Genomic DNA, 23,948 nt, shown 5'->3' on the forward strand with positions numbered 1-23,948 from the left:
TGGCCCGGACGGCCGCCTCGCCCCGCCCGCGACGGGTGCCCCGCCCCTGATCGGCGCCCCGCCCGCGCCCGACGCGGTGACCGGCGGCATCGCCGAGGGCGCGGGCCGGCGCCGCGTGTCGTGCCTGTCTGCGCTGATCGGCGAGCCGGGCACGACCGGGGAGATCCCCGCCCTGCTCTCCGACGCCCGGTCCCGAGCCGGAAGGCCAGTCCATCGCTGTCCCTCCGCCGTCAGTCCTGGGCGCTGCGCCACCGCGGGCTGAGCGCGATCTCCCGCAGCTGCCCGATCGTCAGGGCGGGCGCGGCCCGCGTCGCCTTCCGGTCCTGCGCCGAGGCGTTGAAAGCGCTGATCACCACCCGCAGGCCGTCCTTGCGCAGGGTGTCGACGGTCCACATCACGACGCCCTCGCCACCCTTCTCGCCCGGCTCCTGACGCGTCGCGACGCGTGTCCCGTCGGGCAGCGTCTCGGCGTCGGAGCCGTACAGGTCACCGGCCGGATCGGACATCCCCGGCTGCACGTTGACCTGGACCAGGCTGCCGCCCTTGCCGTCGTCGACGACGAAGTAGGCGTAGCCGGTCTCCTGGCTGCCGTGCGCGACGCGCTGCAGGCTCTTGGGCAGCAGGAGGGTGAGCTTGCGCAGGACGAGCCAGCCGGCCATCTCCCCGGGACGGGCGGACGAGCCGGACGAGCCCGGCGAGGAGGGCCGGCTCTCCTGCTTCCTCTCGGGCATGGCGTCGATGATCCGCCGCCAGTCGGAGGCCGCGGCCAACGCCTTCAACCGGGCCACGGCGAGCGGCGGTTCGGGCCGGGTCACCGGCTTGCCCTTCTCCGCCGCGGCGTTCCACTCCATGACGCTCACATGGTGCCCGGCCGGGGTGACCAGGTCCGCGCCCCACGCCTTGGTGTCCTCGCGACGGTCGGGATACTCGTAGCCCTGGTAGACGGTGATCGCGGACCGGTCGGGCAGGACCTCGGTGCTGCAGCTGTCGAAGGGCGACTGCTCGCCCTTCTTCGGACAGGGCATCACCGCGGTGGACGGATCGACGCCGCTCGCACCCGGAGAGATCCGGTCCAGGCCCACGGAGACGGACCCCGCGCCCTTGCCGTCGTCGAACACCCCCGCCGCGAGCGGCGGCAGGTCCCCGCCCGTGCCGCGCGCGTCCGACACGGTGAACTCGCCCCGGGGCAGCAGCTTTCGGAGCGTGCGGACCACGTCGTCGGCGGAGTAGGACGCCGGCCCGGCGCTGCCGCTCGCCGCGACGGAGGAGGGCTTCGCGGTGGACGCACCGTCCCACGGCGTCAGCAGCGCCCCGCCCACCCCCACCAGGGCCAGACCGGCCGCACCACCCGCCACGGCGGCCCTGCGCCGCAGCCGCAACCGGTGTCCGCGTGCCTGACCGGCGGCCACGAGCGCGCCGCCCGGGCCGCCGAAGGCGCCGCCCGCCTCGTGCAGGGCGGCGGTGAGCTGTTCCTCGAAAGGGTCGCTGTGCTGGTCTACGGGCATGGTGAACCACCGTCTTCCGCGGGGGATGGATTGAAGTCGTCGGCCGGGGCGAGGAGGGGCCGCGGCTCAGGGTCTGGCGTACTCGCTCATGTCCTCGCCGAGCAGCTCCCGCAGCCGTCCGAGCGCCCGGGAGCAGCGCGTCCGCACCGCCGCCGAACTCGCGTTCATCGCGGAGGCGGTCTCCTCGACCGAGCGGTCCTCCCAGTACCGCAGGACCACCACGGCCCGGTCCTTGGCGGGCAGCCGGCCCAGGGCCTGCAGCAGCGTCAGCCGCAGCGACATGTCGGCGCCGTCGCGGTCGGCGACGTCCGGGAACACCGCCATGGCCCGCTCGCGGCTGCTGCGCCGCCGCTGGTGGGCGAGGAAGGTGCGGGTGAGGACGGTCTGCGCGTATCCGGCCGGGTTGTCGACCCGGGACACGCGCCCCCAGCGCAGGTACAGCCTGCCGAGGGTCTCCTGCACCAGGTCCTCGGCCAGGTGCGTGTCCCCGGCGGTGAGCAGACACGCCGATCGGTACAGATGCCCGGAGCGCGCCGCCGCGAACTCGGCGTACTCGTCCGCGCGGGCGGACTGCCTCATGAATGTTCCCCCTGTGACTGTGCCGGTACCGGTCGGCGTGCTGTCCTCACCTCACTGATGCGGTGGGAGGCGGAAATGTTTCACGGCGGACCGAAAGCAGGCCCACAGAGGGCGCCGGGTAGGTTTCGGCTGTGACAGACCAGCCGCCGCCACCGCCCTCCGTGCCCCCGGGTTTCGGCCCGCCCCCGCCGCAGTACGCCCCGCAGCCCGTCCCACCGCAGCCCGTCCCGCCGCAGCCCGTCGCACCGCAGCCCGGGCCGGCCGGGCCGGGGCCGGAGTTCCTGGCGGTCGACAAGCACAACTCGGTCGTCGTCGACGCCTCGGGCGTGGCCTTCGAGATGTACGACATCACCGTCGACTTCCCGTGGCCCGAGATCCGCAGCGTGCACTACAAGGCGAGCCCCAACGGCAAGGCGCTGATGGTGGCCGTCGTCCACCTGGACGGCCGGGTCTACGAGTGCGTGGTGACGGCGAAGCCGAGGGAGCGGCTGCAGGGCTGGTTCGCTCAACTGGCCTGGGTGCTGGGCCACTACCGGCCGTCGGGCTACTAGCAGATGGCAGCCGAGCGGCCGTCGGGTCCGGCGGGACCGGACCGCGGGCCCGTCCGCCACCACGACCCGGGGGCCCCGCTCGCCTGTTTCACCGCCCGCGTGCTCGTGGTCTGCCCACGCTGCGGCGGTCGCGCTCTGGTGGCTCCCCGGCCGGGCGTCCCCGCACCCCGGTACTGCACGGATCTCCTGTTCCAGCCGCGCCGGCTGGTGTGCGGCGGGTGCGGCGCGACGGCCGGGTGGGAGGCGCGGGCGGACGGCTCCAGCCGGGTCGGCGCGGTGCCGGGCGGCACCGAGGATCCGTTCTTCCGGATGCCGTTGTGGCTGCAGACCCGCTGCGTCGGCCGGATCCTGTGGGCCTACGACGAGGAGCACGTGGAGGCGCTGTCGGCCTTCGTCGGGGCCCGGCTGCGGGAGCGGGGAGGATGGCGGTCGACGAGGGCGATGTGCGACCGGCTGCCGGCGTGGATGAAGAGCGCGCAGAACCGCGCAGAGATCCTGGCCGGCCTGGAGCGGCTGCGGGCGCTGGCGCAGCGGTCGTCCCCGGCCGACCGTTCACCGGCCTCCCACGAACGGAACGACCGCCCGCGCCCGTACCGGATCCTCTACTAGGGCGAACGCGGCCCAGAGCCCGTCAGGCCCGCACGGGCGGCCCCTCTGGCCGTCGGACGGCGGTTCCGTTCGTCGGGGTCGGCCTCCACTCGTGGGCCAGGAGTCCGAGCACCACCTGGTCCAGGAACTCGCCCATCACCCAGGCCGAGGAGCGCAGCACGCCCTCGCGGACGAAGCCGTTGCGCTCGGCGGCGCCCAGCATCGCGGCGTTGTCCGACAGCGTCTCGATCTGCAGCCGCTGCAGGCCCCGCACGACGAAGCCGTAGTGGCACAGCACCGCGACCGAGTCGGCGCCGTACCCCTTGCCGCGGGAGGCCGGCAGCAGCTCCAGCCCGATGTGCGCGGAACGGCTGTGCTGGTCGATGCCCCACAGCGACGCGGCGCCGACCAGCGTGCCACCGCCGAGCTCCACCACGGAGAACGGGACGTGCCGCTCGTTCTTGTCGTCGACGACATGCGGCGATTCCTTCGAGTCGGGCGGGAGCGGCCGCCACGCCCGGCCCTCGGACCGCGAGGCGTTGACCACGTCGTCGTAGAGTTCGGCGTGCAGGACCGCGACGTCGTCCTCGTGCCGGGCCCTGAGCCCGACCTTGCTGCCTCGTAACATGCAGGCTTCCTATCCGAGCGGGCCGACGGAGTGCAATCCGATTTGCCGCCGGCGCCGCGTCGGACTTCCGCCGCGCTACGGCAGCCCGTGCACGTGCGGGCCCACCGCCGACGACCAGGCGTTGCCCGCCGCCGCGTCCCAGTTCGTCGACCAGGTCATCGCGCCGCGCAGGCCGGGATAGGTCTTCGAGGGTTTGAAGGAGCCGCAGTTCGTGCCCTTGGCCAGACAGTCCAGGGCGTTGTTCACCACGGACGGGGAGACGTAGCCGCTGCCCGCGCCGCGGGTGGAGGCCGGGACGCCGAGGCCCACCTGGGACGGGGCCAGGCCGCCTTCCAGCTGGATGCAGGCGAGCGCCGTCAGGAAGTCCACCGAACCCTGGCTGTAGACCTTGCCGTCGCAGCCCAGCATGGAACCGCTGTTGTAGTACTGCATGTTGACGACCGTGAGGATGTCCTTCACGTTCAGCGCGGTCCGGAAGTAGCCGTTCGACGTCGACTGCATGTCGATCGTCTGCGGGGCCATGGTCAGGATCAGCCCGGGCCCCGCCTTCGCGGACAGGGAGCGCAGCGCCTGGGACATGTACGTCGGGTCGAGGCCGTTCTCCAGGTCGATGTCGACGCCGTCGAAGCCGTACGTCTGCATCAGCGCGTACACGGAGTTCGCGAAGTTCGCCGCGGAGGTCGCGTCGTTGACCGACACCGTGCCGTTCTGGCCGCCGATGGAGATGACGACCTTCTTGCCGGCCGCCTGCTTGGCCTTGACGTCGGCCTTGAACCGGTCGACCGTGTAGCCGCCGAGGCCTGCGGAGTCCAGCGTGAACGACACCGCGCCCGGCGTCGAGGTGGCGTCGGCGAAGGCGACCGCGATGATGTCGTAGGCCGAGGGGACGTCGGAGATCTTCTGGACGGTGGCGCCGTTGTCGAAGTTCTGCCAGTACCCCGTCACGGCGTGCCCGGGCAGGGCTCCGCCGCCTCCGTCCCCGCCTCCGGTCGCGGCGGTCGTGCCCGTCACCGGGGCCGACTTCGCCGACTCTCCGGCCGCGTTGGTCGCCGTGACCTGGAAGGTGTACGCCGTCGAGGCGGTCAGGCCGGTCACGGTCGCCGAGGTCCCGGTCACGGTCGTCGCTTTCGCGCCGCCGCGGTAGACGGAGTAGCCCGTCGCGCCGGACACCGCGTTCCAGGAGAGCGAAACGGACGACGACGTCGTGCCGGAGACGGCGAGGCCGCCCGGGGTGCTCGGCACGGTGGGAGCCGGGTCGCCGCCTCCGCCGCCGTCGGGGCCGAACACCGAGACGTCGTCGGCGTAGTAGGCCGCCTGGCCGTACCAGCCGTGCGTGTACGCCGTGACCGAGGTCGTGGACGCTCCGGTGGTGAACGTCGTCGACAGCTGTTTCCACGCCGACGAGTCCGGGGTCCAGGTCGAGACGTCCGTCGTGCCGGTGCCGGTGACGCCCAGGTAGGTGTAGCCGCCCTGGACCCAGGCGCTCAGCGTGTACGTGGAGTTGGGCTTCACCGCCACCGTCTGGCTGCACCGGGCGTTGTCCTGCCCGGCGGGCGTCGCCCTGAGGGCGGACACGCCGCCGTGCACGGGGGAGGGGACCGTGGCGCCGCTCGCCGCCGTGCAGGTCCAGTCGGTCAGGCCGGCCTCGAAGCCGGCGTTCCTGGCGTTGTTCAGGTCCACGGCGGACGCCTGAGCCGCGCCCGTCAGGGACAGGACGAGGGCGGCGGCGACGGCGCCCGCGGCTCCCGGCCAGAGTCGTGTCACGTGCTTAAGTGGGGACATGACAACAAGTTGGTCCAGACCAATTCCGTTGTCAAGGGGTTCGCCCGTGGAGGGCCGGTGGAGGCGGTCGCCGCGTAACCTGCCCCGGTTTGCTGTGAGTTGCGCAAAGAAGAGTTGGCAGGCAGCTACGGAAAGCTGTTCTCCGGCCACAGGGGGCTGGATACAGTGCTGAGGTAGTCACGCAATGAAGTCACCCCGGTGCACCGGAGTAACGCCGGTGGACCGGACCGCGGGAATCGGGGAGCTGCGCGTGCCAACAGCCATTGCCGTGACCGGAGCCGACCTGGCGCTGCCGCCCCAGGACGAACGCACCCTGCCCGCCGCCGTCCTCGCCGACCTGGACCGGCAGCCGCTCGAACAGGCCCTCGCCACCGTGCAGACGCTCGTCGAACAGCACGGGCATGTGATCGTCCTGTACTCGCGGGCCGTGCCGGCCGCCGTGGAGCAGCGACTGCACACCGTCCGCTCCCTCCTGGAGAGCGACCGCATCGCGCTCTTCCGCCCCGACCTCCCCCCGCTCGCGGTGGCCGTCCTGGCCCGCCAGTTGCGCCAGCTCGCCTCCTGCGACCTCGGCCCCGGCGTCGTCGCCTCGGCCGGCCGGCTGCTCACCCACTACCTGCACGCCGGAGCGCTCCTCGGCTCGGTCGCCCGCCTCGACCGCGTCCCCGGCGTCGGCCTGAAGTCGCACGCCCGCTCCTGGGTCCCGGGCAGCCAGTTCGGCGTGCTCGCCCATCCGCAGCCGCAGTTGGTGCGCGCCGGCCCCGAAACCGTGCTCCCCGGACCCGAGTTCGGCACCTGGCTGATGGTCGCGCGCGGTCAGCTGCAGTCCGACTGGGTCACCGATGTCCTCGCCCCCGCCTGGAAGGCACAGGGGCTGCGGGAGACGACGCTGCCCGCCGAGTCCGCCGACTGGTGGGGCACCGGAAAGGCGATCGAGTTCTGCGCCTATCTGCCCGACCTGTCGGTCCTCTACCAACTGGTCGCCTCGGTCCGGCAGAGCGTCTGCCACTGGTGCGGCATCGACGTCATCGGCGACCGCTGCGTCTTCTGCTCCGCGACCCCGCCGTCCGCCGCCGAACTCGGCGCCCGGACCCCCGGCGCCCACCACACCGCCCGCGCGCTCACCGCGGGCGGCTGATCCGGCATGGCCCGCCCGCCCGTTCCCGCCCGCCCGACCCGACCCCCGACGAGGTTGTACGGCTCATGAACTCCCGTCAGCGCCGCGGCGTGATCCTCCTGCTCCTGTCGGTGGTGTGCGCCCTCGGCGCGTTCGCCGGCGTCCTCTCCGTCATGGACGACGTGAAGTCCAAGGTCGGCCCCGAGGTCACCGCGTACGAACTGCGCGCCGACGTCGCGCCGTACACCACTCTGAGCGCGGACCAGTTCAAGAAGATCGAGATGCCGGAACGCTGGCTGTCCGAGAACGCCGTCACCGACCTTGCCGCCATCCGCGGCAAGATCGCCGTGACGACGCTCAGGAAGGGCTCGCTGCTGCAGAGCGACATGATCGTCGACCAGCCCGCCCTGCAGCCGGGGCAGCAGGAGGTCGCCATCATGGTCGACGCGGCCACCGGCGTGGCCGGCAAGATAACCCCGGGCTCGGCGGTCAACGTCTACGCCACCTTCGAGGGGGCCAAGGAGGGCGACCCCGACCAGTCGAAGATCATCGTCACCGGCGCCCGCGTCCTCGACGTCGGCGAGATCAAGGCCCTGGAGCCGGACCAGAACGACCGGAACCGCTCGGCCACCGACGCCGTCCCCATCACCTTCGCGCTGTCCACCCTCGACGCCCAGCGCATCACGTACGCGGAGTCGTTCGCCAAGCGCGTCCGCCTCGCCCTCGTCGCACCCGGCGGCAGCGCCACGGTCCCCGACAAGGACCGCACGTACGAACTCACCACGGACAAGTGAGAGGCCGCCGCCCATGCCCACGAGGATCCTCCCGGCCGTCGGCGACGCGGACGCGGTCCGTTCCCTCACCACCCTGCTCAGCCAGCTCCCGGACGCCGAACCGGTCACCCCGGTCGGCGACTCCACCCAGCTCGTGGACACCCTCGCCCGCCTCGCCGCGGAGTCCGTCGACGAACTGCCCGAGGTCGTCGTCGTCCACGAACGCATCGGCCCGGTACCGGCGCTGGAGCTGGTCCGCGAGGTCGCGCTGCGCTTCCCGGCGGTCGGCGTCATCCTCGTCACCACCGACGCGGGCCCCAGCCTGTTCGCCGCCGCCATGGACTCCGGCGCCCGCGGCCTGGTCACCCTGCCGCTGAGCTACGAGGACCTCGCCAACCGCGTACAGGCCGTCGCCCAGTGGTCGGTCGGCGTACGACGTCACCTCGGCCACGGCGGCGACGTGTTCACCGGCGTCGGCGGCACCGTCGTCACCGTCAGTGGCGCCAAGGGAGGTGTCGGTGCGACCCTCACGGCCGTCCAGCTCGCCCTCGCCGCACAGGCCTCCGGCCGTCCCACCGCCCTGGTCGACCTCGACCTGCAGGCCGGAGACATCGCCTCCTACCTGGACGTCCAGTTCCGCCGCTCGGTCGTCGACCTCGCCGCCATCGCCGACATCTCGCCCCGCATCCTCTCCGAGGCCGTCTTCCGCCACGACACCGGCGTCGCCCTGCTGCTCGCCCCCGGCGAGGGCGAGCGCGGCGAGGAGGTCACCGACCGCGCCGCCCGCCAGATCCTCACCGCCCTGCGCGCGCGCTACGAGGTGGTGGTCGTGGACTGCGGCGCCCAGCTCAGCGGCGCGGGCGCGGTCGCCGTCGAACTGGCCGACCGGGCCCTGCTGGTGACCACCCCCGACGTGGTCGCCGTCCGCGGCGCCAAACGCACCGTCCGCATGTGGGACCGGCTGCAGATCCGCAAGGCCGAGGAGACGACCGTGGTCGTCAACCGCCACAGCCGCGCCACCGAGATCCAGCCCTCGCTCATCCAGAAGATCACCGGCACGACCGTCGCCGCGACCACGGTCCCCGCCAACTTCAAGGAACTCCAGGCCGCGGTCGACGCCGGCCGCGTCCACGCCCTCGACGCCAGGGGCGCCGTCCGCCAGGCGCTGTGGGCGCTCGCCGGCGAACTGGGGCTGGTCAAGGCGCCGGAGACGGCCCTCGTGCGCAGGAGCGGCGGCCGCGGACGCGGCCCTGACCGGGGTCCGGCGGGGTTCCGGCGGCGGAGGGAGTGAGATGACCCCACGGCAGGCGAGGGCGCGCGTGAAGGGCTTCGTGCGGAGCCTCGCGAAGGCTTCCCACGCGCGTGACCGGGGCCAGGTGACCGTCGAGTTCCTCGGCATGACACCGCTGATCATCGTGACCCTGGTGGTGGTGTGGCAGTTCGTCCTCCTGGGATACACGTACACGCTCGCGGGGAATGCTGCCGACGAGGCGGTGCGGGCGGGGACGGCAGCCGAGCCGGGGGAGCGGGAAGCGGTGTGTCAGGAGGCGGGGACCGACAAGCTGTCCGACGCGTGGCAGGCGGACGCCGACGTGTCCTGCGGCGGCAGCGGATTCGTGACGGCCGACGTCACCCTGCACGTCCCCGTCCTCTTCCCCGGCGCCTTCAACCTGCCGTTCACCGTGCACGCTCACGCGGGCGCGGTCGAGGAAGAGGACGGCGACTGAGATGGCGCACCGAAGGCGCGGCAGCGGGAGCGGCGGCGGGCCAGGCCGCGGGCTCGGGCGGGGGCAGGGGCGCGACCGGGGGCAGGCGGCCATCGAGTACCTGGGGTTCCTCCCGGTGCTGCTCGCCGTGGCGCTGGCCGCCGTGCAGCTCGGCCTGGTCGCCTACGGCGCCCAGCAGGCGGGGACGGCGGCCCGTACCGGAGCGCGCAGCGCGTCCCTGCACGAGGACTACGCGGGGGACTGCGCGCGGGCGGTCAGCAGCTGGCTGGACGCCGCTTGCGCGCCCGCGTACTCGGGCGACGAGGTCCGGGTCACGTCCACCGTCACCATCCCGTCCGTCATCCCCGGAGTCGGGGACTTCGAGGCCCACCGGACGGCCACGATGCCGGTCGACCACTGAGGGAAGGGCATCCGACATGAGCCTGCGGGCGCGCATCACCTCCCCCGAGGAGAACGGGCGGGGCGAGGACGGTCATCTGGTCGCCTCCTACCGGACCAAGCTGCTGGAGGAGATCGACCTCGCCGAGATGAGTTCGCTGGCCGCGGCCGAGCGCCGGGCGCGCCTGGAACGGGTGCTGGGCCACATCATCAGCCGCGAGGGGCCGGTGCTGTCGACGGCGGAACGGGCCCAGCTGATCCGCCGGGTCGTCGACGAGGCGCTCGGCCTCGGCATCCTGGAGCCGCTGCTGGAGGACGCGTCGATCACCGAGATCATGGTGAACGGACCGGACGCGATCTTCGTCGAGCGCGGCGGCCGGGTGGAACAGCTACCCCTGCGCTTCGCGTCGAACGACCAGCTGATGCAGACCATCGAGCGCATCGTCTCGACCGTCAACCGGCGGGTGGACGAGACGAACCCGATGGTCGACGCCCGCCTCCCCTCGGGTGAGCGCGTCAACGTGATCATCCCGCCGCTGTCGCTCACCGGCCCCACCCTCACCATCCGCCGCTTCCCCCGCTCCTTCACCCTGCACGAGCTGGTCGGCTTCGGCTCGCTGGACGAGCAGATGCTGTACCTGCTCGCCGGGCTGGTGCAGGCGAAGTTCAACGTGATCGTCTCGGGGGCCACGGGCACCGGCAAGACGACCCTGCTGAACGCGCTCTCCGGTCTGATCCCGGAGGGCGAACGCATCATCACCATCGAGGACTCGGCGGAACTCCAGCTCCAGCAGTCCCATGTGATCCGCCTGGAGTCCCGTCCGCCGAACGTGGAGGGCAACGGCCGCATCACCATCCGCGACCTGGTCCGCAACTCCCTGCGGATGCGCCCCGACCGGATCGTGGTCGGCGAGGTCCGCGGCGGCGAGTCGCTCGACATGCTCCAGGCGATGTCGACGGGCCACGACGGCTCCCTGGCCACCGTCCACGCCAACAGCGCGGAGGACGCCCTGATGCGGCTGCAGACCCTCGCCTCGATGTCGGAGGTCGAGATCCCCTTCGTCGCCCTCCACGACCAGATCAACAGCGCCGTGGACGTCGTCGTCCAGCTCACCCGGTTCGCCGACGGCGCTCGCCGCGTCACCGAGATCGCCCTGCTCGACAGCCACGGCGGGGAACCGTACCGGCTGGCCACGATCGCCCGTTTCAACGCCCAGCCGATGGCCGCGGACGGCCGCGTCCACGGCGCCTTCGAGTACTTCCCGCTGCCACGCCGCACCGCGGACCGCCTGTACATGGCGAGCCAGCCGATCCCGCAGGCCTTCGGAGTGGCGCGAGCGGCACACGAACTGACGACAAGGGAAACCCGGTGACGCCGATGGACCTCGACACCCTGACCTCCCTCACCACCGGCGTGGCCCTCCTGACCTGCGTCCTGGCCGTCGCCGGCCTGCACGCCTACGGGCGCGGCCGGGCGCAGCGGGCGGAGCTGGTCGAACGTCTCTCCCACACCGGCCAGCTCTCCGGCGTCGGCCGTCGGCGCCGCTTCCGCGGCCTGGACCGACGGCTGCGCCGCACGACGGCCGGCCGCAAGCTGGAACTGAGGCTCGCGGCGACCGGCCTCGACGTGACGCCCGGCGAGTTCTTCGCCTGCATGCTGGCGGCGGTGGCCGGCCTGTGGCTGATCGGCCAGGCCACCCTGGCCCCCTTCTTCGGTCCGCTGGCCGGGCTCCTCGGCATCTGGGCCGCCTGGCAGTTCCTCAACTGGCAGCGCCAGAAACGCATCGAGAAGTTCATCAACCAACTCCCCGAGCTCGCCCGCATCCTGGCCAACGCCACCCACGCCGGACTCGCGCTGCGCACCGCTGTCGGCATGGCCGCCGAGGAGCTGGAGGCGCCGGCCGGTGAGGAACTGGCCAAGGTGGCCAACCAGTTGGCGGTCGGCCACTCCATGGACGACGCCCTGGGCGAACTCGCCGACCGCCTCCCCTCCCGCGAACTCGTCGTCCTCGTCACCACCCTGGTCCTCTCCAACCGCGCGGGCGGCCAGGTCGTCGGCGCCCTGCGCAACCTGACGGAGACGCTGGAGGAACGCAAGGAGACCCGGCGCGAGGTGCGCACACAGTTGTCGCAGGTCAACACGACCGCCTACGCCGTGCCGGTGCTGGGGGTGGGCTCCCTCTTCCTGATGAACGGGGTCAAGGACGGCGCCCTGGAACGCATGACCGGCTCACCGCTCGGCCAGGGCGCCGTCATCATCGCCTTCACGCTGTACGCGGTCGGTTTCGTCCTCATCCGCCGCATGTCCCGGATCGACGTCTGAGCCGCAGGGAAGGGAGCACGAACCATGGAACTGCTGCTCGCGACCGTCATGGGCCTGAGCGTCTGGGGCGTCTTCGTCGGCGTGCGCATGTACCGGGCGGACGCCAAGCTCCCCCCGGACCTGGCGCTGGCCCTGGAGATCGGCGCCACCCGCACCGGCGCGGTCGACTCCCTCGTCGACCGGATGGGCATGCGCTACGCCCCCGCCGTACTGCGCCTCATGGGACCCAAGCAGGTGGCCAGGTACCGGCGGAAGATAGACCTGGCGGGCAACCCGGGCGGCCTGACCATCGACCGGTACGCGGCCCGGCGCGCGGTGTACGGCGCGCTGGGCGGGTTCGGCGGCCTGGTCTTCCTCCTGCAGGGCAGGATCGTCCTGGCCCTCGTACTGTTCGCGTTCGCCGCGTTCTGGACCGAGGTCGGCATCTGGGCGGCGATCCGCATCCGCAAGGACGTCATCGAGCGGACGCTGCCCGACTTCCTCGACGTCCTCGCCGTCGTGGTGAGCGCGGGGCTGGGCTTCCGGCAGGCGCTCGGCCGGGTCGCGTCGAAGTACGAGGGACCGTGGGCGGACGAGATCCGCATCACCCTGCGTCAGATGGACCTCGGCGTGAGCCGCCGCGAGGCCTTCGCCGAGCTGCGCCGCCGCAACGACTCCGAGCAGGTCGCCATGTTCGTCACGGCGCTTCAGCAGGGCGAGGAACTCGGCGCGCCGATCGTGGACACCCTGGTCTCGATCGCCAGGGACATGCGCCGCACGGACGCCCAGAACGCCCGCCGCAAGGCGGCCCGCGCCGTGCCCCGGGCCACCCTGATGATCACCACCTTCATGGTCCCGGCCACCATGCTCCTGCTCGGCGCGGGCCTCCTGCTCGGCTCGGGCACCGACTTCAGCCCCCTCACGGGCAACTAGGCGAGCGGGGGACCGCGATGGCGGCGATCACACGAACGGGGGGTACCGGGACGCCCGCCCTGGAGGACGTCTCCCTCCAGGTCAACGCGCTGCAGGCGATGTGCCGGCAGGTCTTCGGGTTCCGGCTCGCGATGATCGCCGTCGCCGCGCCCCCGGCGCTCCTCAACGCCGCGCCCGGCATCGGCGTCCGGCTGGTGGGCGCGGCCGTGGTCGTCACCTTCATGGGCTCGTACGTCCTCTTCCGTGACTGGGAACGCTTCGGCCCGCTGCTGCTGCGCCACCCCTCGCTGCTGGCCGTCGACACCCTGTTCGGCGCGCTGCTGCTGATCTCCGCGGGCCCGGACACGACCCTCGCCTACGTCAGCGTCTGCACCCCGCTGCTCGCCGGCCTCGTGTACGGCTGGCGGGGCGCCGCCTGCTTCGCCTCGCTGCAGTCGCTGATCCTGCTGCTGGTCTACGCGGCCCTGCGCGCGGGCCCGGGCACCGGCGTCGCGGACCGGCTGCTGCTGCCCGGCCTCTGCGTCATCACCGGCGCGATGGGCTCCACCCTGCGCCGGCTCATGCTGCGGTTCGGCTCGGCGACGCAGGCGCTGACCACCGTCCGGGCGCGTCTCGCCGTCACCGAGGCGGTCGCCGCGGAGCGCGCCCGGCTGGCCCGTGAGATGCACGACTCCGTGGCCAAGACGCTGCAGGGGGTGGCTCTCGCCGCGGACGCCCTGGCCCGGTCGGCGGGCTCGCCGGACATGGACCCGGCCCGGGTGCGGCAGCACGCCGACCTGGTGGCTCGCGCCGCCCGCCGCGCCGCCGCCGAGTCCCGCGAACTCCTCACCGAACTGCGCCGGGACGCACCGGACCCCACGCAGGAGATCGACGTCCTGCCCGAACTGGCGGCCCGCACCCGGGCGTTCGCCGACCGCACCGGCCTGGCCGCGAGCTACCACGCCACGGGCGACCGTGCGACGCTGCCGGTCCCGCCCACGGTGGCCCGCCATCTGCTGACGATCACCTCGGAGGCCATGGACAACGTCCAGCGCCACGCGGATCCCACCCACGTCGACGTCCACGCGGGCGTCCACGGCGACGCGCTGTGCATCAGCGTGTACGACGACGGACGCGGCCTGCCCGACGGCACGACGCTCGAACAGCTGCGCCGCGACGGCCACTTCGGCCTGGTCGGCATGGTGGAACGGGCCGCCGCCATCGGCGCCCGCATCCACATCGGCCGCGGCGCGCACCCCGGGGGCACCGAAGTCCGCCTGGAGCTCCCCCTCACCGGGTCCCGCCCGTGAACGACACCCCCCACGCGAACGGAAGCCACGTCATGCCGGACCGACTGCCGCCCCCGGGCGCCGTGCACCCCCTGTTCCCCCCACCGCCCCGGCCCGCCCCCGTACGGGTGATGGTGGCCGACGACAACCCGGTCGTCCGTGCGGGTCTCGCGGCCCTGCTCCGCGACCGGGACGGCATCGCCGTCGTCGCGGAGGCGGCGGACGGCCGCGAGGCTTGCGAGGCCGCAGTCCGGCACCGGCCCGACGTCGTCCTGCTGGACGTCCGCATGCCCGGCGTCGACGGCCTCTCGGCCCTGCCCCACCTGGCCCGGATCGCCCACGTGCTGATGCTGACGTACAGCCACGAGGCCGGAGTCGTCCAGCAGGCCCTGCGCGGCGGGGCGGGGGGATATCTCGTGCACGGGGAGTTCACCGTGGAGGAGCTGGTGTCGGCGGTGCGGGACGTCACGGTGGGCCGGGCGCACCTCACCCCGGCGGCGGCGACGGCGGTCCTGGAGCATATCCAGAAAAGTGCGACTGCACACGACGAAGCGGATCCCGTCCCCCTGTTTTCCCTGACTTCAGAGGAATCGCTTTCGCAGTTGCAATCGCCTGTGAGAGCATCGGTGGCGGAGGGTGGCGCCGGATACGCGCTCAGCGGGAGGGAGGCGGAGATCATGGATCTCATCGCGTCGGGCATGAACAACCGGCAGATCGCCGCCACCTGCTTCATCAGCGAGAAGACGGTCAAGAACCACATCAACCGCATCTTCGCCAAGCTGCACAGCAGCAGCCGCTCCGAGGCCGCGGCCAAGTGGCTGGGGACGGTTGCGGGGGCGCCCCGGCGAGGGGTGGGGTGACGGGCGATGGCGACTCGGGATTGGGCCCGGCATTGGGCCCTGAGGCCCTTAGCCGGAACGGGCGTTCAGGCCTACGCTCAGGATGCCGACAGCGGCACCGGCGCCGAGCGAGCCGGTCACGCGACACCCGGAGGGGAACAGCATGACCAACTGGAACTGGATCCACACCACCGTCGCGTACGTCCAGGCCCGCGCCGCCCGCAGCGACAGGGGCCAGACGGCGGTGGAGTACCTGGGCATCATCGCGGTGGTCGTGGCCATCGTCCTGGCGATCACGGGAACGGACATCGGGCAGACGATCTACAACGCGATCACCGACAAGATCAACGAGGTCATCTCGGGCTGACGAGGTCCTCGCGGTCCGCGGACGCAGGGCAGGCCTTCCCCATCTACATCATGGTGGTGGCGGGTCTGCTCTTTCTGGCGCTCGCCTACCTCGCCGTGGGCCAGGCCGGGGCGAACCGCAACGGAGCCCAGACGGCGGCGGACGCGGCCGCGCTCGCGGCGGCCCTGGACACCAGGGACCAGCTCACCGACGAGTGGACGAGGATCGTGCGCGACCCCACCAAGTGGCAGGCCGTCTTCCATGCCACAGATGCGGTGTTCAACGGCTGCGGGCGTGCCGACCAGCTGGCCGCCCAGAACAATGCCCGCCGACTGGGGTGCGGGCGGGCGGACGGGCTGCTTCCCGGTTACACCGTGCGTGTGGAGACCACCAACGCCGTCGGCGATTCCATAGTCCCCGGCACCGAGAACCTGCACGCGAAGGCGACCGCCACCGCGGTGATCGAACCGGCCTGCACGTTCGAGCTGCCCGGGGCCGGCCCCGCCGACGCACCGCTGCCGACGCTCAGCTGCGATGACGGCGAATGGCATCCCGACCCCGAGCACCCCGCCGACCTCCCGGGCCCCGAAGACCTCTTCGACGTCCACCTGGCCGACTGAGAAGCGAACGACGAGCGAAGGAAACAGCGTGATGAGCATGCGGTTCACGGCGAAGGCCGTCAGGAGGACGACCGCACTGACTGCTGTCGTCGGGTTGGCCCTCGGCGTGGCCGGGTGCGGCGGTGGAGGCGGCGACGACAAGCCCCCGGCGTCGGCGGCGGCGTCGGCGTCGAAAGGAGACGGCTCCGCGCCCACCGCACAGGAGGGGCAGTCCGGTGAGCCTCTGGCCGAGTTGAAGGGGCCCAGCGGCCTGCTGTTGCAGATCACCTCTGCTCTGCGCGACTCGGGTGGCTTCGTCACCGTGACCGCGGACCTGAAGAACGACAGTGCGAAGTTGCTGACCATCCCCGCCCAACTGAGCGGCAACGAGACCGAGATCATCAGAAACGGTCGTTCGTTCGGCGGAGCGACCCTGGTGGACTCCAAAGGGAAGAAGCGTTACTACGTCCTCCGGGACACGGACGGCAGGCCCCTGACCACCACGGGCGTCTCCAGCGTCAAGTCCGGAGACTCCGTACCGGTGTTCATGCAGTTCCCCGCACCGCCCGCCGGCACCTCCGAGGTGTCGTTCCAGATGCCGATGTTCGCGCCTGCCGACATCGCGATCTCCGGGTGAGGCCGCTCATGAACCCACGCCCCACCCTCCTCGCCCTCACCCTCGTATTCGTGTTCGCCGCCCCCGTTCCCGTCGTGCGGGCCGACACCTCGCCCAGTGTTCCCCCCGGCACCGAGCCGACGGCAGCCGCGCCCGTGCAGGTGGACCCCAACGATCCCGACCTCAAGCTTCCCGAGGGCGGCACCCTCGCCGCGCCCAAGGTGCTCGACATCAAGCAGGTCGTCGAGGACGAGTCGGGGGACGAGCGCCGTGAGGACACCAACGCGGACGTGACGTTCGCCCTGCAGGCGGAGGTCCTCTTCGGCAAGGACAGCGCCCGACTCGGCCCGGCGGCGAAGTCCCGCATCGCCAGGATCGCCGAGGAGATCAAGAAGCAGCACACCACCGTCGTCCGCGTCTTCGGCTTCACGGACGACTTGGGGTCCTCCGCTCACGGCGACGTCCTGTCGAAGCAGCGGGCGGACGCCGTCCAGGCGCAGCTCGCGGGCCAGTTGAACGACCCGGACATCACTTTCGAGGTGCGCGGCTACGGCGAGCAGTACCCCATCGCCGACAACTCGACCGAGGCCGGCCGCAAGAAGAACCGCCGGGTGGAGGTCACGTTCCCGCGCACGACGGGCTGAGCCTCACGCGCACACCCGCACCCGGACTCCGGCCGTCAGCCCCCACCCGGCCATCGCGCCTGCCGCCGCCTCCAGGACGTGCCGGGACCGCAGCCGGGGCAGTCCCAGCCGCCCCGGCGCCATCGTGCGCACCGCGATGACGGTGAGCCGGCGGTCGAGATAGGCGACGTCGATCGGCATGCGCATCCCGAAGGTGTGCACCCCGCCGGCCGGCGACAGCAGCAACGCCCCGTCCACGGCGTCCCGTCCCAGCAGCCCTCTGGTCCGGGCCCGGTAGGAGGCGGCGATCTCCAACGGCACCCGGGCCTCCGCCACCAGGAGTTCGCCCCGTCCGTCCCGCCAGCGCGCCATACCCGTCTCCCCTCGGCCGCCTCGCTACCCTCTGCACGGTAGCGAGCCGGGAGACGAAAAGGGGCCCTCGCATGCGGAAGATCGTCCTGATGATGTCGACGTCCCTGGACGGCTATATCGAGGGCCCGGACCGCGACATCTCCTGGCATCGCGTCGACGAGGAACTGCACCGGCACTTCAACACGTTCATCGGGGGACTGGGCGGGCTCCTCAGCGGACGGACCACGTACGAGCTGATGGCCGGCTACTGGCCGACCGCCGACGCCGACCCCGACGCCTCCCCCACCGAGGCCGAGTTCGCCGGCATCTGGCGCGAGATGCCGAAGATCGTCTACTCGCGGACCCTGGAACGCGCCGGCTGGAACACGACGATCGTCCGGGACGTCGTCCCCGAGGAGGTCGTCGCGCTCAAGGAGCAGGCGGGCGGCGACCTGGCGCTCGGCGGAGCCGACGTCGCCGCCGCCTTCCTCCGGCACGATCTCGTCGACGAACTGCGCGTCTACGTCCACCCGGTGCTCATCGGCCGGGGCAAGCCCCTCTTCCCGCACACCGACACCGCCACCGAGACCGCCCTCCGCCTCACCGGGTCGCAGGCCTTCGGCAACGGAGTCGTGCTGCTGCGGTACGAGCGTTCCCGTTAATCGACGGCGTCTCCGCGGCCTCTCTGTCACGATCGTCGGATGGACGACCGGGACAGCGCGTACGACGGCGAGAAGGACGGCGGCACGGACGGCCGAACGGGCGGCGGCGCGACCGGCCGTGTGAAGGGCTCGTTCGAGGACCTGCTCGCCGAAGGGGCGGCCGTCCCCGTCGACGGGTGGGACTTCTCCTGGTTCGAGGGACGCGCCACCGAGGCGCGGCCCTCCTGGGGGTACGCGATGTCGCTGGCCGCGCGGCTGGCCGGCGCGAGCGCCGCGCTCGACGTGCAGACCGGGGGAGGCGAGGTCCTCGACTTCGCCCTCGGCCGGGCCGCCCCCAAGGCTCCCGTCCTCACCGTCGCGACCGAGGGCTGGCCGGCGAACGTCGCCAAGGCCACCGCGCTGCTGCGGCCGCGCGGCATCGCGGTCGTCGCGACCGCGGAGGACGCCCCGCTGCCCTTCGCGGACGCCTCCTTCGACCTGGTGAGCAGCAGGCACCCGGTGCGGCCCCTGTGGCACGAGATCGCCCGGGTCCTGCAGCCCGGCGGAACCTACTTCGCCCAGCACGTGGGCCCGCGCAGCGTGTTCGAGCTCGTCGAGCACTTCCTCGGACCGCAGCCACAGGAGGTGAGCTCCAGTCGTCACCCCGACCGCGAGCGCGCCGAGGCGGAGGCGGCGGGACTGGAGATCGTCGATCTGCGGGCGGAGCGGCTGCGCGTCGAGTTCCACGACGTCGGCGCCGTCGTCCACTTCCTGCGCAAGGTGGTGTGGATGGTCCCCGGCTTCACGGTGGAGGCCTACCGGCCCCGGCTGCGCGCCCTGCACGAGCGGATCGAGGCCGACGGTCCCTTCGTCGCCCACAGCTCCCGCCATCTCGTCGAGGCACGTCGTAGGTGAAGCGGGCGGGAACAGCCGCTCGGGCCCGCTTCTGACCGGATCCGGGAGGCTTCGGTCTCCATGGAGTTTCCACATCGTTATCGCATGTGGTTCACATCCCCGTCCCGCCTGACGTAAGTTCAAGCGAGGCAATTCGCGTGAGCAAAGCTGCGTGGACGTCACCGCGCAGTGGAGGGGGCTGCGCGGTGACGCTCGCGTCAAGCGGGCGTTCGCGGCCGGGTTAGCCCGTCAGGGGGACGGGTCGACGGGCGGCCGACAGGGCCCGAGTCTCCGCGAAACCTGAACTTTCTTCGGCATCAGGGCCCGCTTCCCTGCGAATCAGTCGCATTCCGGCCGTGAACCACCCATGAACCATGTCTAAAACGGTCACCCTCGCGTCGCCGAACGACTCCGGAGAGTAGTTGTGGCGCGCCGATGCGCGCAGCATCACTTACGAAGGGTTATGGTGGAAACCCCCCCTCGGGCCGGTCCGTCTCCCCCCCACGGACCGGCCCGTTTTTTTGCCCAAGTCCCCACAGGGGTAGGCTGCGCCCCGCGGGGACCGCACCGTACGGAGGGGCTGACAATCACGTGAACCTGCGCGACAAGCTGCGCGGCCTTCTGGTCAGGCTGTACGCACGCCGGGTGGAAGGCCACCTGGACCACGCTCAGGTGCCCAAGCACATCGGCGTCATCATGGACGGCAACCGACGCTGGGCGAAGGCCGCGGGTTCCACCACCGAGCACGGTCACCGGGCCGGCGCCGACAAGATCGAGGAGTTCCTCGGCTGGTGCACCGAGACGGACGTCGAGGTGGTCACCCTCTGGCTCCTGTCGACGGACAACCTCGACCGCCCCCAGGAAGAGCTCGTCCCCCTCCTCGGCATCATCGAGGACGTCGTGCGCACCCTCGCCGCGGACGGCCGCTGGCGCGTCCACCACGTCGGCACCCCCGACATCCTCCCCTCCCATGTGCAGACCGCGCTGAAGGAGGCCCAGGACTCCACCGCCCACGTCGACGGAATACTGGTCAACGTCGCCATCGGGTACGGCGGTCGCCAGGAGATCGCCGACGCGGTGCGCTCGATGATCGTGGACGCTGCGGAGAAGGGCACCTCGATGGAGGACCTCGCCGACTCCGTCAGCGTCGACCTCATCGGCCGCCACCTCTACACCGGCGCCCAGCCCGACCCCGACCTGGTGATCCGCACCAGCGGCGAGCAGCGGCTGTCCGGATTCATGCTGTGGCAGACGGCGCACGCGGAGTACTACTTCTGTGAGGTCTTCTGGCCGGCCTTCCGCAAGGTCGACTTCCTGCGGGCCCTGCGCGACTACGCGGCCCGCCATCGGCGCTACGGCGGCTGAGGCGCACACCGGCGAAGCCCCCCGAAGGGGGTTCCGGATACCCCCTTCGGGGTGGACGTAACGTGGAGTTCATCGGCGCGCCGTCATATGCCGTGGCATGGCGGCGCGCGTTCGAGGGCATAAGCCAAGCAGGTCGACGCCCGAACCACGGGTGTCGGATCTCAGCGGACGGCACGGGGCCGTCCGCCCGGGAGGCCCTTTGCACCAGCCCGACCGTGCGGTCACGGCACGGAACAAGCAGCGGGGGGCCGGTTCTCGGCCCGTGCAGGGCGGCCGAGTACCGGCCCAGCTCCACTCCGTCGCTCCCCGACCTCATCCGAGGGGGTACGTCCTTCCGTGGTGACCAGCACAAAGCGTCGTATGCCAGACCGGCGCACCTATGTTCTCGACACCAGCGTCCTGCTGGCCGACCCGAACGCCATGACCCGCTTCGAGGAGCACGAGGTCGTGCTCCCCATCGTCGTGGTCACGGAACTGGAGGCCAAGCGGCACCATCCGGAGCTCGGCTACTTCGCCCGGCAGGCCCTGCGTCTGCTGGACGACTACCGGGTGAAGTTCGGTCGCCTCGACGCCCCCATCCCGATCGGGGAACTCGGCGGCACCGTCCGTGTCGAGCTCAATCACTCGGACCCCAGCGTGTTGCCGACCGGCTACCGCCTGGGGGACAACGACTCCCGCATCCTCGCGGTGGCCCGCAATCTGCAGGCCGAGGGATTCGACGTCACCGTCGTGTCGAAGGACCTCCCGCTCCGGATCAAGGCGTCCTCGGTCGGGCTCCTCGCCGAGGAGTACCGTGCCGAACTCGCCATCACCGGCTCCTCCGGCTGGACCGGGATGTCCGAACTGACGCTGTCCGGCGAACAGGTGGACATCCTCTTCGAGGAGGGCCGCCTGCACGTGGCCGAGGTCGCGGACCTGCCCGTGCACACCGGTCTGACCATCCAGTCGGAGCGTGGCAAGGCCCTGGGCCGCGTCACCGCCGACGGCAGCGTCCGGCTGGTGCGCGGCGACCGGGAGGCCTTCGGCATCAAGGGCCGCAGCGCCGAGCAGCGCATCGCGCTCGATCTGCTGCTCGACCCGGACGTCGGGATCCTGTCCATGGGCGGCCGGGCCGGCACCGGCAAGTCGGCGCTGGCCCTGTGTGCGGGCCTGGAGGCGGTCCTGGAGCGCCGTCAGCACCAGAAGGTGATGGTCTTCCGGCCGCTGTACGCGGTGGGCGGGCAGGAGCTGGGCTATCTGCCCGGTTCCGAGGCCGACAAGATGGGTCCCTGGGCCCAGGCGGTCTTCGACACGCTGTCCGCGGTCACCAGCCGCGAGGTCATCGAGGAGATCACCGCCCGCGGCATGCTGGAGGTCCTGCCGCTGACCCACATCCGCGGCCGCTCCCTCCATGACGCCTTCGTGATCGTCGACGAGGCGCAGTCCCTCGAACGGAACGTGCTGCTCACCGTTCTGTCCCGGATCGGCTCGAATTCCCGGGTGGTTCTGACCCATGATGTCGCGCAAAGGGACAATCTGCGGGTCGGGCGATATGACGGCGTGGTGGCCGTCGTCGAGAAACTGAAGGGGCATCCGCTCTTCGCGCATGTCACGCTGAACCGGTCCGAGAGGTCCCAGATCGCGGCGCTTGTGACCGAAATGCTGGAGGATGGGCAGATCTGATCGACCCGCCCCAAGACATCGGGGCCCGGCGGTAGTTGGCGCCGCTCGACAAAGGCTGTGAGCCTAGTCGGGCGGCGTCGCCGTGTGTGGGGGTTTCGCGAAATCCCTGGGGCCTCCACAGGTGTGAGCTTTCACACGCAACTCGGAATTGCCTTGCGGTGTCGGGTTACGGCAGAGTCTCGGTTCTGTCAGGCCCCGCATACGGCACACCTGTACCCCCAGGGGTACGGAAACCCACTTGCACCACTGTTCAACTCCATAGCGCCGTCGTATGCCGCCCGAGCACCACGCGGCGCTCCCCTTCCGGGAGTTGCCCACCGGGCCCGTGTCTCCAGTGACCCCGTAGTTCGGAGACCAGCGTCAAGGGCACGATCGCGTCCGCCAGGGTCAACGAAGCGGACGATGCTGGAAGGAAAACCGTGTGAGCCGGATCTCGGTCCGGGGATTCGCAGTGGCCTCGGCCACGGCGGTCACCGCTGTCGGAAGCGTCGTCGGCGTTGCCTCGGGCAGCGTCGCGCAGCCCAACGACGCAGAGGCGACGGCGAGCGACGCGACGCTCCTCGCCGACCTGCCCGTGGGCCAGCAGGCCCAGGTGCAGACGGCGTCCCTCACGCAGCAGGCCAGCTACCAGGCCATCGCCGCGGACGAGGGCGCGAAGAAGGACGCCGAGGAAGCGGCCCGCAAGGCCGCGGCCAAGACGGCGGTCGCGAAGAAGGAGGCCGCCGAGAAGGCGGCCAAGGAGCGCGCCGAGGCCAAGACCAAGGCCAGCCGCAGCGCGGGCGACTTCCCGATCCTGAGCTCCTACTCCACCTCGCAGATCCAGGCGATGGCGGCGCAGATGGTGCCGGGCGGCCAGTTCCAGTGCTTCAGCAACATCGTGGACCACGAGTCCAGCTGGAACTACCACGCGGTCAACGCCTCCTCCGGCGCCTACGGCCTCTTCCAGGCGCTGCCGGCCGGCAAGTACGCGTCCGCCGGCGCCGACTGGCAGACCAACCCGGCCACCCAGATCAAGTGGGGCCTGAACTACATGGACAGCCGGTACGGCAGCCCCTGTGAGGCGTGGTCGTTCTGGCAGGCCAACCACTGGTACTGAGCGCGGGCGGCTTCCGGCCGTCGTCCCCCTTCATCTGATGCATCTGATGACACAGCAGAAGGAATCCGAGTGAGCCCGATATCCGCCAGGGGATTCGCCGTGGCCTCGGCCACCGCGGTCACCACCGTCGGCGCCGTCGTGGGAGTCGCCCAGGGCAACGCCCTGCACCCCGTCGACGACGCCCAGGCGACGGGCGGCTCGACGCTGCTCGCCGACTTACCCGTTGGTGAGCAGGTCGAGGTCCAGACCGCCTCCCTGAGCCGACAGGCCGACGCCCAGGCCGTCGCCGCCGACGCCACCGCCAAGAGGACGGCGGAGGAGACGGCCCGCAAGCAGGCCGCCAAGGACGCGGTGGCCAAGCAGCAGGCGGCCGTGGACAAGGCGAAGGCCGAGAAGGAGGCCAAGGAGGCCAAGGAGCGCGCCGAGACGAAGGCCGACACCGAGACGGAGTCCGCCTCGGGCAGTGCCACCTTCGTCCAGCAGGGGTCGTACTCCGCTTCCGAGGTCCAGGCCATCGCCCGCGGGATCGTTCCCGGCGGGCAGTTCCAGTGCTTCAGCAACATCGTGGAGCACGAGTCCGGCTGGAACTACAAGGCCGTCAACCCCTCCTCCGGCGCCTACGGCCTCGTCCAGGCCTACCCCGGCTCCAAGATGTCGTCCGCCGGCGCGGACTGGCGGACCAACCCGGCCACCCAGATCAAGTGGGGCCTGAACTACATGAACGAGCGCTACGGCAGTCCCTGCGGCGCCTGGGACTACTGGCAGGCCAACAGCTCCTACTGACG

At 71.6% G+C, this 23,948-nt stretch carries 27 protein-coding genes and 1 pseudogene; 23 read left to right on the top strand and 5 right to left on the bottom strand.

Annotation, left to right across the window (positions count from 1 at the left end; genetic code table 11):
- Nucleotides 1-262 (top strand): annotated as a pseudogene (locus BG482_RS44520) (hypothetical protein); the annotation flags it as partial.
- Here BG482_RS44520 and BG482_RS07295 read toward each other — a convergent pair.
- Nucleotides 231-1,505 (bottom strand): hypothetical protein, encoded by a 1,275-nt coding sequence (locus BG482_RS07295; protein WP_069768064.1) that lies wholly within the window; start codon nucleotides 1,503-1,505, stop codon nucleotides 231-233. The pseudogene BG482_RS44520 and the gene BG482_RS07295 sit on opposite strands and share 32 nt — an antisense overlap.
- A 66-nt stretch (nucleotides 1,506-1,571) precedes the next feature.
- On the bottom strand, nucleotides 1,572-2,084 hold the full coding sequence (locus tag BG482_RS07300) for a SigE family RNA polymerase sigma factor (protein WP_069768065.1): 513 nt from the start codon (nucleotides 2,082-2,084) through the stop codon (nucleotides 1,572-1,574).
- A gap of 131 nt (nucleotides 2,085-2,215) precedes the next feature.
- On the opposite strand from BG482_RS07300, the gene BG482_RS07305 reads away from it, so the two are divergent.
- Both BG482_RS07305 and BG482_RS07310 read left to right on the top strand, forming a co-directional pair.
- Nucleotides 2,216-2,635: a hypothetical protein gene (locus BG482_RS07305; protein WP_069768066.1), complete on the top strand. Its 420-nt coding sequence runs from the start codon at nucleotides 2,216-2,218 to the stop codon at nucleotides 2,633-2,635.
- 3 nt (nucleotides 2,636-2,638) lie between these two features.
- The gene (locus tag BG482_RS07310) at nucleotides 2,639-3,244 is read left to right on the top strand and encodes a hypothetical protein (RefSeq protein WP_069768067.1); all 606 of its coding nucleotides are present in this window, start codon (nucleotides 2,639-2,641) and stop codon (nucleotides 3,242-3,244) included.
- 22 nt (nucleotides 3,245-3,266) lie between these two features.
- Here the strand turns inward: BG482_RS07310 and BG482_RS07315 are convergent, their stop codons facing one another.
- A complete protein-coding gene (locus BG482_RS07315; RefSeq protein WP_069768068.1) occupies nucleotides 3,267-3,851 on the bottom strand; it encodes a GNAT family N-acetyltransferase in 585 nt (194 codons plus the stop codon).
- 75 nt (nucleotides 3,852-3,926) lie between these two features.
- Nucleotides 3,927-5,633, bottom strand: coding sequence for a chitinase (locus BG482_RS07320; RefSeq protein ID WP_069768069.1), 1,707 nt, complete (start codon nucleotides 5,631-5,633; stop codon nucleotides 3,927-3,929).
- Nucleotides 5,634-5,883: 250 nt separating this feature from the next.
- Between BG482_RS07320 and BG482_RS07325 the strand changes: the two genes are divergently transcribed.
- The 14 genes from BG482_RS07325 (at nucleotide 5,884) to BG482_RS07390 (ending at nucleotide 17,175) form a co-directional block, all read left to right on the top strand.
- On the top strand, nucleotides 5,884-6,771 hold the full coding sequence (locus BG482_RS07325; protein ID WP_107450426.1) for a hypothetical protein: 888 nt from the start codon (nucleotides 5,884-5,886) through the stop codon (nucleotides 6,769-6,771).
- Nucleotides 6,772-6,836: 65 nt separating this feature from the next.
- Nucleotides 6,837-7,544: a Flp pilus assembly protein CpaB gene (gene cpaB, locus BG482_RS07330; RefSeq protein WP_069768071.1), complete on the top strand. Its 708-nt coding sequence runs from the start codon at nucleotides 6,837-6,839 to the stop codon at nucleotides 7,542-7,544.
- 13 nt (nucleotides 7,545-7,557) lie between these two features.
- Nucleotides 7,558-8,814: an AAA family ATPase gene (locus BG482_RS07335; protein ID WP_069768072.1), complete on the top strand. Its 1,257-nt coding sequence runs from the start codon at nucleotides 7,558-7,560 to the stop codon at nucleotides 8,812-8,814.
- Nucleotide 8,815: 1 nt separating this feature from the next.
- On the top strand, nucleotides 8,816-9,250 hold the full coding sequence (locus BG482_RS07340) for a TadE family protein (protein WP_079141651.1): 435 nt from the start codon (nucleotides 8,816-8,818) through the stop codon (nucleotides 9,248-9,250).
- Nucleotide 9,251: 1 nt separating this feature from the next.
- On the top strand, nucleotides 9,252-9,650 hold the full coding sequence (locus BG482_RS07345) for a TadE/TadG family type IV pilus assembly protein (protein ID WP_069768073.1): 399 nt from the start codon (nucleotides 9,252-9,254) through the stop codon (nucleotides 9,648-9,650).
- A gap of 16 nt (nucleotides 9,651-9,666) precedes the next feature.
- Nucleotides 9,667-11,001, top strand: coding sequence for a CpaF family protein (locus BG482_RS07350; RefSeq protein ID WP_069768074.1), 1,335 nt, complete (start codon nucleotides 9,667-9,669; stop codon nucleotides 10,999-11,001).
- 5 nt (nucleotides 11,002-11,006) lie between these two features.
- On the top strand, nucleotides 11,007-11,951 hold the full coding sequence (locus BG482_RS07355) for a type II secretion system F family protein (protein ID WP_069768230.1): 945 nt from the start codon (nucleotides 11,007-11,009) through the stop codon (nucleotides 11,949-11,951).
- Nucleotides 11,952-11,975: 24 nt separating this feature from the next.
- On the top strand, nucleotides 11,976-12,863 hold the full coding sequence (locus BG482_RS07360) for a DUF5936 domain-containing protein (protein WP_069768075.1): 888 nt from the start codon (nucleotides 11,976-11,978) through the stop codon (nucleotides 12,861-12,863).
- A 17-nt stretch (nucleotides 12,864-12,880) separates the two neighbouring features.
- Nucleotides 12,881-14,152, top strand: coding sequence for a sensor histidine kinase (locus BG482_RS07365; RefSeq protein ID WP_079141652.1), 1,272 nt, complete (start codon nucleotides 12,881-12,883; stop codon nucleotides 14,150-14,152).
- Nucleotides 14,153-14,184: 32 nt separating this feature from the next.
- Nucleotides 14,185-14,991, top strand: a complete 807-nt coding sequence (locus tag BG482_RS07370) for a response regulator transcription factor (protein WP_069768232.1) — start codon at nucleotides 14,185-14,187, stop codon at nucleotides 14,989-14,991.
- Between the two features lie 142 nt (nucleotides 14,992-15,133).
- A complete protein-coding gene (locus BG482_RS07375; RefSeq protein WP_069768076.1) occupies nucleotides 15,134-15,337 on the top strand; it encodes a Flp family type IVb pilin in 204 nt (67 codons plus the stop codon).
- Entirely contained in the window at nucleotides 15,334-15,936 is a 603-nt protein-coding gene (locus tag BG482_RS07380; RefSeq protein WP_079141669.1) for a pilus assembly protein TadG-related protein, read from the top strand. Before BG482_RS07375 ends, BG482_RS07380 begins: the two co-directional genes overlap by 4 nt.
- Before the next feature lie 31 nt (nucleotides 15,937-15,967).
- Nucleotides 15,968-16,552 carry a hypothetical protein gene (locus BG482_RS07385; RefSeq protein WP_069768078.1) on the top strand — a complete coding sequence of 195 codons (585 nt, stop codon included), beginning with the start codon at nucleotides 15,968-15,970 and terminating at the stop codon, nucleotides 16,550-16,552.
- Nucleotides 16,553-16,560: 8 nt separating this feature from the next.
- Nucleotides 16,561-17,175 carry an OmpA family protein gene (locus BG482_RS07390; RefSeq protein WP_069768079.1) on the top strand — a complete coding sequence of 205 codons (615 nt, stop codon included), beginning with the start codon at nucleotides 16,561-16,563 and terminating at the stop codon, nucleotides 17,173-17,175.
- Nucleotides 17,176-17,178: 3 nt separating this feature from the next.
- On the opposite strand, the gene BG482_RS07395 is transcribed toward BG482_RS07390, so the two are convergent.
- Nucleotides 17,179-17,526, bottom strand: a complete 348-nt coding sequence (locus BG482_RS07395; RefSeq protein WP_069768080.1) for a DUF192 domain-containing protein — start codon at nucleotides 17,524-17,526, stop codon at nucleotides 17,179-17,181.
- 71 nt (nucleotides 17,527-17,597) lie between these two features.
- Here BG482_RS07395 and BG482_RS07400 point away from each other — a divergent pair, with 71 nt between their 5' ends.
- The 6 genes from BG482_RS07400 (at nucleotide 17,598) to BG482_RS07425 (ending at nucleotide 23,946) form a co-directional block, all read left to right on the top strand.
- Entirely contained in the window at nucleotides 17,598-18,167 is a 570-nt protein-coding gene (locus BG482_RS07400; protein ID WP_069768081.1) for a dihydrofolate reductase family protein, read from the top strand.
- A 39-nt stretch (nucleotides 18,168-18,206) separates the two neighbouring features.
- Nucleotides 18,207-19,061 carry a class I SAM-dependent methyltransferase gene (locus BG482_RS07405; RefSeq protein ID WP_079141653.1) on the top strand — a complete coding sequence of 285 codons (855 nt, stop codon included), beginning with the start codon at nucleotides 18,207-18,209 and terminating at the stop codon, nucleotides 19,059-19,061.
- 570 nt (nucleotides 19,062-19,631) lie between these two features.
- A complete protein-coding gene (locus BG482_RS07410) occupies nucleotides 19,632-20,405 on the top strand; it encodes an isoprenyl transferase (protein WP_069768082.1) in 774 nt (257 codons plus the stop codon).
- A gap of 336 nt (nucleotides 20,406-20,741) precedes the next feature.
- Entirely contained in the window at nucleotides 20,742-22,067 is a 1,326-nt protein-coding gene (locus BG482_RS07415) for a PhoH family protein (protein ID WP_069768083.1), read from the top strand.
- Nucleotides 22,068-22,488: 421 nt separating this feature from the next.
- Nucleotides 22,489-23,163 (top strand): transglycosylase SLT domain-containing protein, encoded by a 675-nt coding sequence (locus BG482_RS07420; RefSeq protein ID WP_069768084.1) that lies wholly within the window; start codon nucleotides 22,489-22,491, stop codon nucleotides 23,161-23,163.
- A 69-nt stretch (nucleotides 23,164-23,232) separates the two neighbouring features.
- Nucleotides 23,233-23,946 (top strand): transglycosylase SLT domain-containing protein, encoded by a 714-nt coding sequence (locus tag BG482_RS07425; protein ID WP_069768085.1) that lies wholly within the window; start codon nucleotides 23,233-23,235, stop codon nucleotides 23,944-23,946.
- Nucleotides 23,947-23,948 lie beyond the last annotated feature (2 nt).

Source organism: Streptomyces sp. LUP30 (genome assembly GCF_001746365.1).
Lineage (GTDB): Bacteria > Actinomycetota > Actinomycetes > Streptomycetales > Streptomycetaceae > Streptomyces.